We start from the raw sequence: 15,057 nt of genomic DNA, 5'->3' as shown, positions 1-15,057 counted from the left end.
TCCACGATCGACCACCGGGTCCGCGCCATGACCGACTCTGCCCCCGCTTCCCCCCAGGGAAGCTCCCCGACCGCCGCCCGTCGCAAGCCTCGGAACTGGCCCCTCTGGGTCGCACTGACCGTCGTCGCCGCCGCGGCAAGCGGGCTCATCATGGTCGCCGTGTCCCTGCGCGACCACGCCGATCAGCGGCGCAACGTCATGGTCGAGCTGACCGCGCTGGAAGTCGCGGCCACCGCCCAGCACACGGTCGTCTGGCGCGCGATGACCCAGCTCATGGCGGACGAGCGCATGGATTTCATCCGGATACGGGGCGAGGAGCAGCAGAAGCGCCAGGGGATCTACGCGCGTCTGGAAGCGCTGAAGGAGCTGGAGGCGGACTGCGCCACCTGGGACAGCCGCCTGGGCAACGAAGCCGCGCCCGAGCTTCTGGCGCAGCTCGAGGAGGGCACCCATCGTTTCCTGAGCGGCATCCAGGGTGCGATGGGGATGATGAACCTCAGCAGCGATCGCATGCGCGCCCGGCTCAAGTACTGGGACATGAACTTCGGGGAATTCGAAGCGGCGCTCGAGGCCCTGCGTGCGCGGGACGGAGAGGTCGCGACCGCCGCAGCGAGCGTCGCGAACCGCGTCACGATGGCGGCGGCGCTCATCACGCTCTTCGCCTCCATGCTGCTGGTGCTCGGCCTCGGACGCGTTCGCGCTCGCCGCACGATCGAGCTGCAGAAGGAGCGTCTCGACGCCGTGGCCGCCAGCGAGTCGCGCTTCCGCGAGCTGGTCCAGAACTCCTCCGACCTGATCGTCGTGCTGGAGCCCGGCGGGAGCGTGCGCTACGCCACGCCCTCGGCCGGGATCCTGAGTGACGCCGTCTCGACGGCGTCGTGCAACGGTGCCGTCGAACGCGAGCGCTCCGCCGAGGAAGCGTTGCGCGCGGCCACGGCCATCGAGCGCGCCATCCAATCGGGCGCGCACGACGAAGCGATCGAGGCCGCCGAGTCCCTCGAGTGCTCGATCGACTCGCTGATCGGACTCTCGGTCGAGGAGCTGCTGGCCCAGGAGAACACCGAGCTGACCCTCCGGGGCGCCGACGGCAGCGCGCGCGTGTTCGACGTCCGCGCCACCGACCTGACGGCGCACCAGGACATCCAGGGCATCGTGCTCAACGCGCGCGATATCACGGACGCGAAGCGACTGGAGGAAGAGCTCCGGCACCAAGCCCTGCACGACCCGCTCACGGGGCTGCCGAACCGCCGCCGCTTCGCCCAGCGCTTCGACGAGGAGACCCCGGAGGAGCGCGAGTCCGCCGCCGTTCTCTTCATCGACCTCGACGGGTTCAAGCTCGTCAACGACTCGTACGGCCACGGCGTCGGCGACCAGCTTCTGATCCACACCGCCGCGCGCATCGGCACGTGCCTCGGCGAGCGCGACCTCCTCGCGCGCCAGGGCGGCGACGAGTTCATCGTGCTCTGTTCCGGGCTCGAGGGCAGCGAAGACGGCGGGCAGAACCGCGGCGCCGACATCGCGCGGCGCATCCAGGCCGCGCTCGCGCCGCCGTTCGAGCTCGGCAAGGGCATCGGCCACGACAGCGACGACCGCGTCGAGGTCTTCATCAGCGCCAGCATGGGCGTCGTCACCGACCTCGTCGGGATCGACGCCGAGCAGGCGGCCCAGCGCGCTGACATCGCCATGTACAGGGCCAAGGCAGCGGGCAAGGCCCAGGCCATCGTATTCTCGGAGGAGATGCTGGAGGGCGCACCCGAGCGCCTCGCCCTCGAAACGGACTTCCGTCATGCGCTGGAGCGCGACGAGTTCACGGTGGTCTACCAGCCGAAGGTCGGCCTGAAGAGCGGCGTCACCGAGAGCCTCGAGGCCCTCGTGCGCTGGATCCATCCGACGCGCGGCTTCGTCGGCCCGGACCTCTTCATTCCGTTCGCCGAGGAGTCCGGGCTCGTGATGGAGCTGGGCCGCGTGATCCTGGAGAAGGCGTGCATGGATGCGGTGCGCTGGCAGCAGCACAACGTGGTCGTGGCGGTCAACCTATCCCCCATCCAGTTCCGCAACCCGAACCTCGTGGACGAGGTTCGCAACGCCCTCGAAATGAGCGGCCTCGACCCGAAGTTCCTGGAGCTGGAGATCACCGAGTCCGCCGTCCTCGGCGACGTCGAGAACACGATCCGGGTCATGAACGAGCTGAAGACCCTCGGCATCCGCCTCGCCATCGACGACTTCGGCACGGGCTACTCGAACCTCGCGCACCTGAAGCACTTCAACGTCGACGTGCTGAAGATCGACCAGGCGTTCGTGCGCGGCGGCAACGGCGGCCCGCTCGATCACCTCTCCGACGGCGCGATCGTCGAGGCCGTGATCGGGATGGCCAAGGCCTTCAAGCTCCACGTGGTGGCCGAGGGCGTCGAGTCCATCAACCACGCCGACGAGCTCCGGACGCTGGGCGCAGACTTGGGCCAGGGCTTCTACTTCTCCAGGCCCGTCAGCGGCGAGGGGATCGACGAGTTCCTGGCGGCGGAGTTCTCGTCAGGGGTCCGGCAGCCCGCGACCGCGGTCTGAGGACCCTCAAGGGAATCCCACCAGCCCGGGAGGCGGCGCTCGCCGTGGTGTTCTGAGGATCAGCGCCGCTCGATCCTGACCCCGTCCCCCACGCGGTCGCCCGGGTAGAGCAGCACCTCCGTCCCGGGCGCCAGCTCGGATAGGATCTCGACCTGTCGCCCGTCGCGGTGGCCCGGCTTCACCGCCGTGCGCCAGGCCCGGTGGCCGTCGAGCACGAAGACGAACCAGCCCTCCGCATCCTTGACGAGGGCGCCCTCCGGCACGAGCAGCACGTCCTTCCCGCGCCACTCCGTCACTCGGACCTCCACGCGGAAGCCGTCCTCCAGCCCGGCGCTCTCTTCCCCCGAGCTGGCGAGGTCCAGGATCACGTTGACGCGCTGCTCTTCGATCCCGAGGGAGGAGACCTTGGTCACGGCGGACGGCTCCACCCGACGCACCCGAGCGACCAGTTCGCTCTCACCTCCCCAGCCCCCGATGGTCGCCTCCATGCCCGGCCGGATCCGAACGGCCTCGGTGGTCAGGTAGTCCGCGACGATCTCCAGTTGATGGGTGTCACCGAGCTCGACCAGGGGCTCGCCGATGCGGACCGGGCCTTCGCTCATCCGGAGAACGCGCAGGACCTTTCCATCCGCGGGAGCACGAACGATGAGCATCCGCTTCGGAGGCGAGGGCGGCGGGGCTCCGTCCTCCCCCTGGGGGCGAGCGAGGAGAAGAGCGGCCGTCGCCTGCTCCAGGTCATACTCAGCGACGCGGATCGACGCCCCGGCCGCAGCCAGTTCCCCTTCGCGGAAGAGCGCTTCCCGCTCCGCATGGGTCACGCTGATCTGACTCGTGGCCGACCCGCTCCGGCGCAAGCGCTCCACCTCATCGCGCGCGGAGGCCAGGAGCTTCTTCGCCGTCAGCTCCAGCTCCCGCGCTCGCTTCACCGCCGCACGGGCCGCCCCCACTCGCGCTTCCGCCATGGCGACCGAGCGCTCGTCCAAGAGTCCTGGTGCCAGCGGTTCGACCGTCGCGATGTGGGTCGTCTGAGCCACGACGTCATCCCCCGGGTCCAGCGTGATCCTGTGCAGCAGCCCGTCCAGCGGAGCGAGCACGAGATGCCGCTCGCGGACGCGGGTGAAACCCTCCTCGTCGAGCGTGACGGTGAGCTCCCCCCGCGTGACGCTGGCGGTTTCCACGGTGACGGGCGCGGGCCTGTACGCGACGTAGACGATGGCACTCACGAGGACGATCGCGCCGATGGTAAACAGGATTCGTTTCACGGATCTGGCTGGCAAGGCGCCTTCAAGCGCGTGTCTTCAGGACCTCGATCAGGTGAAGAGTGTCGAGGCGCCGTCGGACAAGAAGGCCGGCGGCGACGGAAGCGGCGACGACCACGAGGATCGACATGGCGTAGGAGCTGGGATGGAGCACGAGGGGCAGGCTGTACATCTCACTGCCCACGCTCGCCAGGGTCCCCCAGGCGAGGAGGTAGCCGAGCCCCATGCTGATCGGCAGAGAAACGAGCGTGAGCAGCCAGAGCTCTCCGAGCAGGATCACGGAGATCTCCGAGCGCTCGTAGCCCAGCACGCGCATCGAGGCCCACTCGCGGCCCCGCTCGGCCAGCGCGATGCGGGCGTTGTTGTAGACCACGCCGCCCGTGAGGATGGAGGCGAACATCACCAGAAAGAAGGCCATGAAGCGCATGTTCTCCGCGCTCATCTCGTTGAACTGCCGCATGGCGTCGACCTTCGATCCGACGCCGGCCACAAGAGGCAGCTGGATCAACGTTCGCATCAGCTGCAGCCGCTGGTCCTCGTCCACCACCAGGTGGGCTCCGTTGATGGACGGCGCGTCGCCCGTCCACTTCGTCAAGCTCTCCAGCGGCATCCGCGCGCCGAGCCCGACGAACGAGGGGAACACCTGACCGATGACCTCGCGCCGGGTGCCGCGGCGGCCGTCGAGCAGTTCGATCTGAACCGAATCCCCCGGCGCCACGCCAAGCGCTGTCGCCAGCGTTTCCGTGATGGCGAGGCCCTCCCGCTCGAAGGGCAGGGCGCGCCCATGATCGTCTACGAGGGGCCGGAGCGTCGAGCGGGTGGGCAGGCCTTCGATCAACACGCGGCGTGAGCGAACGCCCGAGCGAATCCTCGCCGGGACCATGCGGTAGCCTTCGACGTTGCGGACCCCGGGCAGTCGCCTGAGCTCCTCGACTGCGTTGATTCCCCTCGGACCGCCCAGCGTGACGCTGACATCCTCGTGCTGGAGCACGTCGAACTGGAGCGAAAGCACGGTCCCGATGGAGTCCTGCAAGGCGAGTCCTGAGAGCAGGAGGGCTCCGCCGCTGGCGGCCCCGAGGACGCCGAGAAACGAACGCCCGGGCTGACGTTCCACGTTCCGAAGAATGATCCGCCAGGTGATCGGGAGCCTGCGGGCCAGGCCGATCCTCTCCAGGAACGTCGGTCGGTAGGCGAGCGGGGCGGGCTCATGCATGGCCTCGGCGGGGGGCAACGCCATCACACCCATGAGGGCTCGCGCGGCGCCGAGCAAGCCGGCGCTGAGTGCGATGCACACCGCCTGCAGCACGAGCGCCGGCCGTAGAACGGCGTGGAGGTCCGGAAACCTGAAGTTCCGAGCGTAGAGCCCCACCATGGACGACTCCATCCAGCCGCCGGCCACCACGCCACCGAAGGTCGCGAGCAAGGCCACGGTCAGCACCAGGCTTCCGTAGTGCAACCCGACGCTCACATCCGAGTACCCAAATGCCTTGAGGACCGCCACCTCGGCGCGCGCCCCTCGAATCATCCGACCGATCACGACCGCGAAGAGAAAAAGGGCCACCGCCATGAACGTGCTGGGAAGGACGGCCGCCATGGACCGCAGCCCGTCAAGCTCGTTCAGAAGGACCCAGTGCGACACCTGTTCCGAGCGCTGGATGGCACCGAGGCTTCCGTACCGATCGAGCACCCGATCGACCGCGGCGAGTACCCCCTCGATCGAGTCGCTGCCTTGGACGCTCATGGAGACGTCGTTGAAAGCACCCTCCATGTTGAAGGAAGAAGCCACCACGGCCTCGCGGGCCCACAGAATCCCGAACAGCTTGTCGTCGGGAACCACCGCGCCCGGCGCGACCGTGACCACGTACTCGGGGGACATTGCCGTCCCGACGATCCGGAAGCCCACCCTGCGCTCGTTGACGATCACGGTGAGCGAGTCGCCTGGCTGGAGCCCGTGGGCCCGGGCAAACGCATCGTGGACGGTCACCTCGTCCGTGCGCCCAGGCTCGGGCAGCCGGCCACGGAGAACGTAGGGAACGTTGAGAAGGCCGCTCGACGACTCGGGCAGCGAGACGAGCCGGCCGCTGATCGCCGCGCTGGAACCGGGGACTTCGAGGGTGATGGCGGCCACGACGCGCGTCTCGAGATGCTGCACTCCGGGGATGCGAGCCAGTTCCTCGGCGGCTCGCTTCGGCGCCCTCTCCAGCTGGCAGAACACGTCGGCGAAGCGCTGCTCTTCGTAGAAGGTCTCCATCGCCAGGGACAGCGAGTCCAGCGAGCCACGCATGGTGAGGAACGTCGCCACACCGCTCGCCACGACCAGCGCGATCGCCAGTAGCTGACCCCGAAGGCCCCAGAGATCGCGGAGGAGCTTGCGCTGGAGGGCTTTCGGGCGAAGTGGCTTCGGGCTCACCAGGTCAACTCCCGGGGCTCCCGGAGCGTCTCGTTGCGTCGGTCGCCGACAATTCGCCCGTCGGCGATGGAAAGGACCCGGTGGGCCATGTCCGCGATCGCCTGGTTGTGCGTGATGACCATCGTCAACGTGCCTGTCTCTCGATTCGTTCTCTGAAGCGCCTCCAGGACGAGCACGCCCGTGGCAATATCGAGCGCGCCGGTCGGCTCGTCGCAGAGCAGAAGAGCAGGCCGCTTCGAGATAGCGCGCGCGATCGCGACGCGCTGCTGCTCGCCGCCCGAGAGCTGGGCCGGGAAGTGGTCATTGCGCGCCTCGAGTCCGACGAGACGGAGCGCGTCCAGCGGATCCATGGGATCGTCGGCGATCTCCGTCACGAGCGCGACGTTCTCGAGGGCGGTCAGGCTCGGGATCAGGTTGTAGAACTGGAACACGAATCCGACGCGCTTGCGGCGATACGCGGTGAGCTCCCGCTCCACCGCAGCGGAGATCGTTCCGCCGTCGTACCGAACTTCACCCGAAGTCGGTGCGTCGAGGCCGCCGAGAATGTTGAGGAGCGTCGATTTTCCGCTTCCTGAAGGCCCGAGCACCACCACGAACTCGCCGGCGTGAAGCTCGAGGTCCACGCCCCGCAGCGCATGGACGGTCACCTCCCCCATGATATAGGACTTGGTCAAACCGTGAGCACTCAGCACGACTGAGCCCGGCGCCCCGCTGGGCGACGAACTCGACGGCGCCTGCTCGATAGGTACGGTCACCGCGAGATAGTCGGTGAGCCGTCATACCCTGAGAAGTGTGCGCGAACCATGGTTCACGCGCCTCCGCACTGATCGATGCCGATCTACGTACGAGAGCGTAGCAGCGGGCGGTGAAACGAGGCCGACCGCGGCTCTGGCGGTACCGCCCGGTTCCGTACCTCCGGGCGAGTTCACGTCGGGCGTGCAGCAGCCCGCGAGCGCGGTGTAAGAGGCGATCGGGAAAAGCGCGTGACGGGATCCGGGGCGCGGAGTCAGGGGGGAGTCACCCGCGACCCCTGCCCTTCCCGCCATGCGCTTCATCCCATCGATCCGGCCCGCCTCCCTCGCCCTTCCTGCGCTCCTGGCCCTCCAGGCCCTCGCAACCCCGGCTCTCGCTCAGCTGGATCAGTTTGCCCACCTCGGCCCCCCCGTCGCGCCGCCGGAGAACCCGCTCACGGCCGAGAAGGCCCTGCTCGGCAAGATCCTCTTCTGGGACGAGCAGCTTTCGGCTACGAAGACCGTCGCCTGCGGCACCTGCCACCAGCCCGCGGCCGGCTTCGCCGACCCCCGCGTGCGCTCCGGGCCTCCGCTCTACCCTGGCGCCGACAGGACGCTCGGTACGCCGGACGACGTCTTCGGCTCACCGAGCCTTCCGCGCGTCCTCGGCGATCACCTCTACGAGTCCCACGTGATCTTCGGCATGGGGCCCCAGGCGACGCGCCGGAGCACGCCCAGCGTCCTGAACGTGGCGTACGCGCCGCACCTCTTCCTCGACGGCAGGGCCAACGACACCTTCGTCGACCCGGACACCGGCGCGGTCATCTCGGCCACGGGTGCCGCGCTGGAAAACCAGGCCCTCGGACCGCTCCTCAGCGACAAGGAGATGAGCACCGTCGGACGGACCGCCGCGGAACTCGCCCAGGAGATGCACGTGATGATCCCGCTGGCGGACGCCGAAGCGATCCCCCAGGCTATGGCTCAGTTCATCAACGCGCAGCGCTACCCCCACCTCTTCGAGCGCGCGTTCGGCGATGAGGACATCACGGGTGTTCGGATCGCCCAGGCCCTCGCCAGCTACATGCGCACGCTGGTCGTCACGGACGTGCCCTTCGATCGCTTTCTCGCGGGAGACAGCTCGGCCTTGACGGCCCAGGAGCGCGCGGGACACGACCTCTTCCACGGAGCCGCACGCTGCTCGGAGTGCCACGGCGGCCCGCTCCTCACGGACTTCGCGTTCCACAACATCGGCGTCGATCCCGTCGGCGACGACACGGGCCGAGAGCAGGCGTCCCATGACCTGGGCGATCGCGGAAAGTGGAAGACGCCGGGACTGCGCGCCGTCGAGCTCACGGCGCCGTACTTCCACGACGGGAGCGCGGCGACGCTGGAGGACGTCGTGGAGTTCTACGACATCGGCGGGCTGCACACTGCCCCCAACCTCGCGCCTCAGATGGTCCCGCTGGGGTTGAGTTCTGCCGAGAAGGCGGCGCTCGTTGCCTTCCTGAAGCGGCCCTTGACCGACCCCAGGCTCGCGCTGGAACAGGTTCCCTTCGATCGCCCGCGGCTCTTCTCGGAGTCTTCGCGCGCGCCGCTTACCTTCGGGGAAGGAACCGCAGGCAGCGGCGGATTCGTTCCTCGGATGAGCCTCTTGGAGGGCGCGCGCCGCGCCTACGAGATCACGATCGCCGTCGAGCACGGGCGAGGCGGCGCACCGGCGGGCCTTCTGTCGGCCACGGCCTTCTATCCGGCGGGCGCCGCTTTCCAGGGAAGCACCCTCTACGTCCCCTACGGCGCGGGCTCGCGGCTCCACAGGACGATCCTTGAGGGCTCGGGGCCGGGCAACGGCCACGCGTCACTGCGCTACGATCTGGGCAGCGTGTCCGGCGCAACGGCCGGAACCCGCCTCTACTTCCAGTGGCTCATCTACGACCCGACGAGCCAGGGAAGGCTGGCCGCGTCAGAGGCAGCGCTCGCTGTCATGTTCTGAGGATCAGCGGGGCCGAAGCGTCACTTCCTGGCGGTACCGCCAGGAAGCGACGCTTCGGCCCCGGCTTCGCTTTAGCTGCCGCTGCCCACGGGCACCGGCGCCTCTGCGCTGACCTCGGCCATCTCCTCGACGGAGGGGCAGGTGCAGATCAGGTTCTTGTCGCCGTAGCCGTTGTCGATACGCGCCACCGTCGGCCAGAACTTGTGCTCGCGCGTCCAGCTCGCCGGGAAGGCCGCGGCTTCCCGCGAATAGGGGTGCGTCCAGCTCTCGGCGATCACCTCGCCCGCGGTGTGCGGCGCGTTCACGAGGACGTTGTCCATGCGATCCGCCTCGCCCCGCTCGATCGCCGCGATCTCGCGGCGGATGCTGATCATCGCGTCGCAGAAGCGGTCGAGCTCGCTCTTCGTCTCGCTCTCCGTCGGCTCGATCATAAGCGTCCCCGAAACCGGGAACGACATCGTCGGCGCGTGGTAGCCGTAGTCCATCAGGCGCTTTGCCACGTCCTCGGCCACGACGCCCGCGCTCTTCTCGAACTGACGGATATCGATGATGAACTCGTGTGCGTTGCGGCCGCTCTTGCCGCGGAAGAGCACGGGGTAGTGGTCCTCCAGACGCTTCGCCATGTAGTTCGCGTTCAGGATCGCGATCTCGGTCGCGCGCTTGAGGCCCGCAGCCCCCATCATCGCGATGTACATGTACGAGATCGGCAGGATACTCGGGCTGCCCCACGGCGCCGCCGAGACGGTTCCGAACGACTCTGAACCGCCCATCGCGACCAGCGGGTGACCCGGAAGGTACACCGCGAGGTCCTCGACCACGCCGATCGGGCCCATGCCCGGACCGCCGCCGCCGTGCGGGATGCAGAAGGTCTTGTGCAGGTTCAGGTGACACACGTCCGCGCCGAAGTCCGCCGGGCGGCAGAGGCCCACCTGGGCGTTCATGTTGGCGCCGTCCATGTAAACCCGACCGCCGTTCTGGTGAACGATGTCACAGATCTCGCGGATCGCCGTCTCGAATACGCCGTGGGTCGACGGGTACGTGACCATGAGCGCCGAAAGCTCGTCCTTGTGCTTCTCTGCCTTGTCGCGCAGGTCGTCCACGTCGATGTTGCCGTGACTATCGCACTTCACGGCGACGACACGCATGCCCGCCATCACCGCCGAGGCCGGGTTCGTTCCGTGGGCCGAGGTCGGGATCAGGCAGACCGTCCGCTGGCCCTGGCCGCGCGCCTTGTGGTAGGCGCGAATGCAGAGCATGCCCGCGTACTCGCCCTGGGAACCGGCGTTCGGCTGAAGCGAGATCTTCGCGAAGCCGGTGATCTCCTCCAGCGTCGACTCGAGCCGGTTCAGCATCAGCGTGTAGCCCTCGGCCTGATCGAGCGGCACGAAGGGGTGCATGTCGCCGAACTCGGGCCAGCTGACCGGCAACATCTCCGAGGTCGCGTTCAGCTTCATCGTGCACGAACCGAGCGCGATCATCGACGTCGTCAGCGAGAGGTCGCGCGACGACAGACGGTGGATGTAGCGCAGGAGCTCATGCTCGGCGTGGTATTGCTGGAAGACCTCGTGGCCGAGGTACTTCGTCGTGCGCGCGTGCGGCGCCGCGTAGCCGAGATCCACGCGCGAAGCGTGGTCGTTCACCGACTGGGATCCGGCGCCGAAGACCGCCAGGAGCGTCGCGATCTCGTCCGCCGTCGTGCGCTCGTCCAGCGAGATGCCGACGGTCTTCCCGTCGATCTCGCGCAGGTTGATGCCGTGCTCACGCGACTTCGCGTGGATGCGAGCGGCGTCGTCGACGTGAACCTTCAGCGTGTCGAAGACGGGACCACCGTCGACCTGGACGCCGCCGGCCTCCAGGCCCGAGCGCAGCGTTTCCGTCATGCCGTGGACCCGGGCGCCGATCTCGCGCAGGCCGTCCGGCCCGTGGTAGACCGCGTACATGCCCGCCATCACGGCGAGCAGCACCTGGGCCGTGCAGATGTTCGACGTCGCCTTGTCGCGGCGGATGTGCTGCTCGCGCGTCTGCAGCGCCATGCGCAGCGCGGGGTTGCCGTTGGTGTCGCGGCTCAGACCGATCAAGCGGCCGGGCATGATCCGCTTGTGATCCTCGGTCGTCGCAAGGAACGCGGCGTGAGGGCCGCCGTAGCCGAGCGGCACGCCGAAGCGCTGGCTGCTGCCGACGACGATGTCGGCACCGAACTCACCCGGCGCACGCAGGAGCGTGAGCGCCAGGAGGTCGACGGCCACGATCGCGAGCGCGCCCGCGGCGTGAACCTTCTCGAAGAACGCGCTGTAGTCCTCGATGAGCCCGTAGGTCGTCGGGTACTGGACGATGGCACCGAAGAGGTCGTCGAAGCTGCAGCTGGCGGCGTCCCCCACCACGACCTCGATCCCGAGTGCTTCGGCGCGCGTCTTGATGACGGCGATCGTCTGGGGATGGCAGTCCGCGCTCACGAAGAAGCGCTTCTTCTTCTGCCGCGCGGCCGTCCAGGCCATACCCATCGCCTCCGCGGCGGCCGTCGCCTCATCGAGGAGCGAAGCGCCCGCAAGCGGCATCCCGGTCAGATCGCAGATGACCGTCTGGAAGTTGAGCAGCGCCTCGAGCCGCCCCTGGGCGATTTCGGCCTGGTAGGGCGTGTACTGGGTGTACCACGACGGGTTCTCCAGGATGTTCCGCTGGATCACGGGCGGCGTGTGCGTGCCCGAGTAGCCGCAGCCGATCAGCGACCGCATCAGGCGGTTCTTCTTGGCGATCCCATGGAGTTCCGCGAGCACCTCGGCCTCGCCGCGCCCGTTCTCGAAGCCTGGACCCAGCTCGAGCGCACGGCCCAGACGGATGCCAGCGGGGATCGTCTGCTCGACGAGTTCGTCCAGCGAAGCCGCACCGATGGCGCGCAGCATCTCCTGCTCCGCCTCCTCGTCAGGGCCGATGTGCCGGCGGACGAAGGTGTCGGTGGGAGCCAGGAAAGAGGGGCGGGAGTCAGTCAACGCACTGAGCCGGGGAGCCGGCGGCTAAACGCCTGAGGGAGGTGCGGACCGAGGTCGCCTGTGACCGGCCCGTCAACGGGCTCATAGTCTACTGTCGGAGTAGGCGAGACTCCTCTTCCCTCGGCATTCCGGCCCGAATCGCCTTCCACCGAGAAAGGGCAGAACTACAGGCGGCGAGTCGACGCGCGGCGATCCGACGCCCATGCGCCCGTCTGCAGCAAGCCGGCCGATCCGTCCTGATTGGCCGTCTGCACGTGTGCCTCCTGGCGCAACGCCTCGCGACGAGCCTCGGCGTCCTCTAGCAAACGCGCCACGGTTTCCCGGATGGCCCGCGGCAGCTCTTCCGGCGTGCAATAGCGCTCCGGGGCCACGCGCCCCAGCTGGTGGACCCAGTTCTCGGTCTTGGGAGGCCTTTGCGCGGCGACCGGACGTGCGTTCATCGGCCTGCCACCCTCCGAAGGCCAGGTCAGCCCGGCCGGGTAGAACAGGAAGACCTCCCGCGCCTCGGCGACGGGCAGATTCCCGGTGGCGAAGGCTCGACCGGCGATTCCGCTGCAGTCGTGGAACGCGGTCACGCGGGGGTCCTTGAGGTAGCCCGAGGCGCGGGCGGCCGCGTCGGCGCCGCCGGTACGAGCCTCGTCCTGCCAGATCACGAAGAGAGCGAGGTCCTCGCCCGGATGCGCGCCCAGTACCTCGCGCCGCAGAATCTCGGCGCCGCGCTCGCAGCCCATGTGGGGCATCAGCACCACGAGGCGCGGCACATCGGCATGGGCATCGAAGGCCTCGCGCAGCGGGTCCAGCGACGCTTGGAGGGAGATCGGACGATCCGGCTCCGCGGCGAGCTCCGCACAGGCGGCCGCGCTTCCGTAGGCGAAGGGCGTCGCGCCACAGGGGGCCTGGCATCCGCCGAGGCCAGAGAGTGCAGCACCCGTGAGCGCCGCGACCACGCCGGCGCTTCCGATTCGTGCGGCCCATCCGGTCCGTGCGAATCGTGCGGCTGGTTCGTGCTGGCGCTCTGTGGACTTCATGGTGTCGGAGAATCTCGTGGGTCGCGACCGATCCCTTCGCTCGGTACTCCTCAGTACCGCTTTGGGCTATTCGGAATACACAGTGGCTGACGTTGAATCGAGTTACATTCCCATGAGCCTTTCGTTACCGATTCGCGACGCGGAACCGAGATCGGGCTCGAACGGCCCCTGGACGCCTCTGGATGGGACGAATCGAACCGGCTCGCAGGTTCCCCGGCGTCTTGAAGCCTGGCACGAAGCGGCGATTTTCACTGTTCGAATTGCGTCGAAGTCCCGCCGAATCGCCCTGCCGGAGCGGGTAACGTGCCTGTCATGTCGAATCGAGACCTGAAGGCGATGGAGATTGTCGAAGATCGAACCGCGGAGGCGCGCTGCGATCAGGGCTTCCTCACGCTCCGGCGGCTGCGGCTGCGGAACGCGTATTCCGACGGGACGTACTCCGAGCCCTACCCCTGCGACGTGGTGGAGCGACCCGGTAGCGACGCGGTCGTTTCGGTCCTCTACGAACGATTCGAGGGCCGCGTGCGAGTGCTCCTCCGCGAGGCGTCCCGGGCGCCGATCTATCTGCGCCGGGAGAAGAGCTTCGTGCACCCCGATCCGCGCGAGTACCGCTCGATCCTGGAAGTCGTCGCGGGCATGGTCGAGGCCAGCGACCCGCCGGGCGCCGAGGGTCTCCAGCGCCGCGCCGCCGCCGAGGCCCACGAGGAGGGCGGGCTCAGGGTCCGGGAGGCCTCGCTCGTTCCGCTGGGCGGCGAGACGTTCGCGAGCCCGGGGACGACCGACGAGAAGATCTACTTCTGCGCCGCCGAGGCGGCGCTCGACGAGCGCGGCGAGCCCACCGGCGACGGCAGCGTGATGGAGGAGTGGTCGCGCGTGCACCTCTTCGATCTCCGTGACGCCATCGAGATGTGCCGGGACGGGCGGATCCCGGACATGAAGACCGAGGTCGCGCTGCTGCGGCTGGCGGACCACGTCGGCTTCGTCCCGGCGCTCGATTGCTTCACCCGGAACCTGCCCGCCGAACTCCAGGCTCGGTTCCAGCCGCTGGGGCTCCAGCGCGCCCCGGACGCACCGGACGCACCGGAAGCACCGGAAGCACCGGAGCCCGCATGAAAGCGCCTCGCGTGGGCCTGATCGGAGCTCGACGGGCGCGTCAGGGGCTCGGCCCCTTCTTCGCGCGGGACCTCGTTGCGGCAGGAGCCAAGGTCGTGGCCGTGCTCGGCCGCACCCAGGAGTCCGCCAAAGAGGCCGCCGCGGCCGCGGCGAACATGATTGAAGGCGACGCCGAAACGCCGGCTGCCACCGCGGACACCGAGGCCTTCTTCGGCCACGAACTCGACGCCGTCTGCGTTCTGACGCCGGCGGGGACCCACGGAGACCTCGTCGAGGCAGCGCTCGCCCACGGGTGCCACGTCCTCGCGGAGAAGCCCTTCCTCTGGTACCCGGAGATCGACTGGGTCGAGCGCGCCACGCAGCTCGAGGACCGCTTCGCCGCCGCCGGCCTGGCACTCGAGGTGAACGCCCAGTGGCCCTGGACGCTGCCGACCCTGGAGGAAGCGCTCGGCCGTCCTGTTGCAGGGGCGCGTTCGCTCGGCATGGGCATGCAGCCCGCCTCCCATGGCCTGCAGATGATCGGCGACGCGGCCCCCCACCCCCTCAGCGTCGCCCAGGCCTTCGACCCGAGCCTCACGGGCTTCCGCGAGCTGAGAATCGACGCCGATTCCGAAAACGACCTCTGGATCCGCGGGACGCTGGCGGGCCCGAACTCCGAGCTGGAGATCGAGATCCATCTGGATGGGCGGCCCCTCGCGCCGGATGCCGGACCCCGCGCGGCGTGGATCTCCGTCGACGGGACGCGCGTCGATCGCTGCATCCGGCCGCGGGACTACGCGCTGTTCTTTCGCCGAGGGTCTGCGGTCTTCGACCTGCCGGATCCACTGACGCTGCGCGTGGCCGACTTCGTCTCCCGGATCCGATCCGTCAGCCTTCCAACCGCCGAGATTCACGCGGGGATGACGCCGGATCGCACGCTTTCGCGCCGCGTCGGGATGCTGAAGTCGATCGCCGACGCATTCGGGGCCTCCACCTGA

The 15,057-nt window shown here is 68.7% G+C and carries 9 protein-coding genes; 4 read left to right on the top strand and 5 right to left on the bottom strand.

Annotation, left to right across the window (positions count from 1 at the left end):
• Positions 1 to 27 precede the first annotated feature (27 nt).
• Positions 28 to 2,562, top strand: a complete 2,535-nt coding sequence (locus Poly30_RS05895; protein WP_145195240.1) for a putative bifunctional diguanylate cyclase/phosphodiesterase — start codon at positions 28 to 30, stop codon at positions 2,560 to 2,562.
• A gap of 59 nt (positions 2,563 to 2,621) precedes the next feature.
• Here the strand turns inward: Poly30_RS05895 and Poly30_RS05890 are convergent, their stop codons facing one another.
• From Poly30_RS05890 to Poly30_RS05880, 3 genes are read right to left on the bottom strand one after another with little or no spacing between them, the layout of a single operon-like run.
• Positions 2,622 to 3,824, bottom strand: coding sequence for an efflux RND transporter periplasmic adaptor subunit (locus Poly30_RS05890; protein ID WP_145195238.1), 1,203 nt, complete (start codon positions 3,822 to 3,824; stop codon positions 2,622 to 2,624).
• A 22-nt stretch (positions 3,825 to 3,846) separates the two neighbouring features.
• Positions 3,847 to 6,231 (bottom strand): ABC transporter permease, encoded by a 2,385-nt coding sequence (locus Poly30_RS05885; RefSeq protein WP_145195236.1) that lies wholly within the window; start codon positions 6,229 to 6,231, stop codon positions 3,847 to 3,849.
• The gene (locus Poly30_RS05880; RefSeq protein WP_145205971.1) at positions 6,228 to 6,887 is read right to left on the bottom strand and encodes an ABC transporter ATP-binding protein; all 660 of its coding nucleotides are present in this window, start codon (positions 6,885 to 6,887) and stop codon (positions 6,228 to 6,230) included. Before Poly30_RS05880 ends, Poly30_RS05885 begins: the two co-directional genes overlap by 4 nt.
• A gap of 388 nt (positions 6,888 to 7,275) precedes the next feature.
• Between Poly30_RS05880 and Poly30_RS05875 the strand changes: the two genes are divergently transcribed.
• Positions 7,276 to 8,952: a cytochrome-c peroxidase gene (locus tag Poly30_RS05875; RefSeq protein WP_145195234.1), complete on the top strand. Its 1,677-nt coding sequence runs from the start codon at positions 7,276 to 7,278 to the stop codon at positions 8,950 to 8,952.
• Between the two features lie 71 nt (positions 8,953 to 9,023).
• On the opposite strand, the gene gcvP is transcribed toward Poly30_RS05875, so the two are convergent.
• On the bottom strand, positions 9,024 to 11,939 hold the full coding sequence (gene gcvP, locus Poly30_RS05870; protein WP_145195232.1) for an aminomethyl-transferring glycine dehydrogenase: 2,916 nt from the start codon (positions 11,937 to 11,939) through the stop codon (positions 9,024 to 9,026).
• Between the two features lie 164 nt (positions 11,940 to 12,103).
• Positions 12,104 to 12,967, bottom strand: a complete 864-nt coding sequence (locus tag Poly30_RS05865) for a hypothetical protein (protein ID WP_145195230.1) — start codon at positions 12,965 to 12,967, stop codon at positions 12,104 to 12,106.
• Positions 12,968 to 13,279: 312 nt separating this feature from the next.
• On the opposite strand from Poly30_RS05865, the gene Poly30_RS05860 reads away from it, so the two are divergent.
• Both Poly30_RS05860 and Poly30_RS05855 read left to right on the top strand, forming a co-directional pair.
• On the top strand, positions 13,280 to 14,080 hold the full coding sequence (locus Poly30_RS05860; protein ID WP_145195228.1) for an NUDIX hydrolase: 801 nt from the start codon (positions 13,280 to 13,282) through the stop codon (positions 14,078 to 14,080).
• Complete coding sequence (locus Poly30_RS05855; RefSeq protein ID WP_145195226.1) at positions 14,077 to 15,057, top strand: Gfo/Idh/MocA family oxidoreductase; 981 nt, start codon at positions 14,077 to 14,079, stop codon at positions 15,055 to 15,057. Before Poly30_RS05860 ends, Poly30_RS05855 begins: the two co-directional genes overlap by 4 nt.

It is taken from the genome of Saltatorellus ferox (assembly GCA_007751475.1).
GTDB lineage: Bacteria > Planctomycetota > UBA1135 > UBA1135.
The sequence above is the reverse complement of the archived record's forward strand: the minus strand, read 5'-3'. Positions and strand labels throughout refer to the sequence as shown.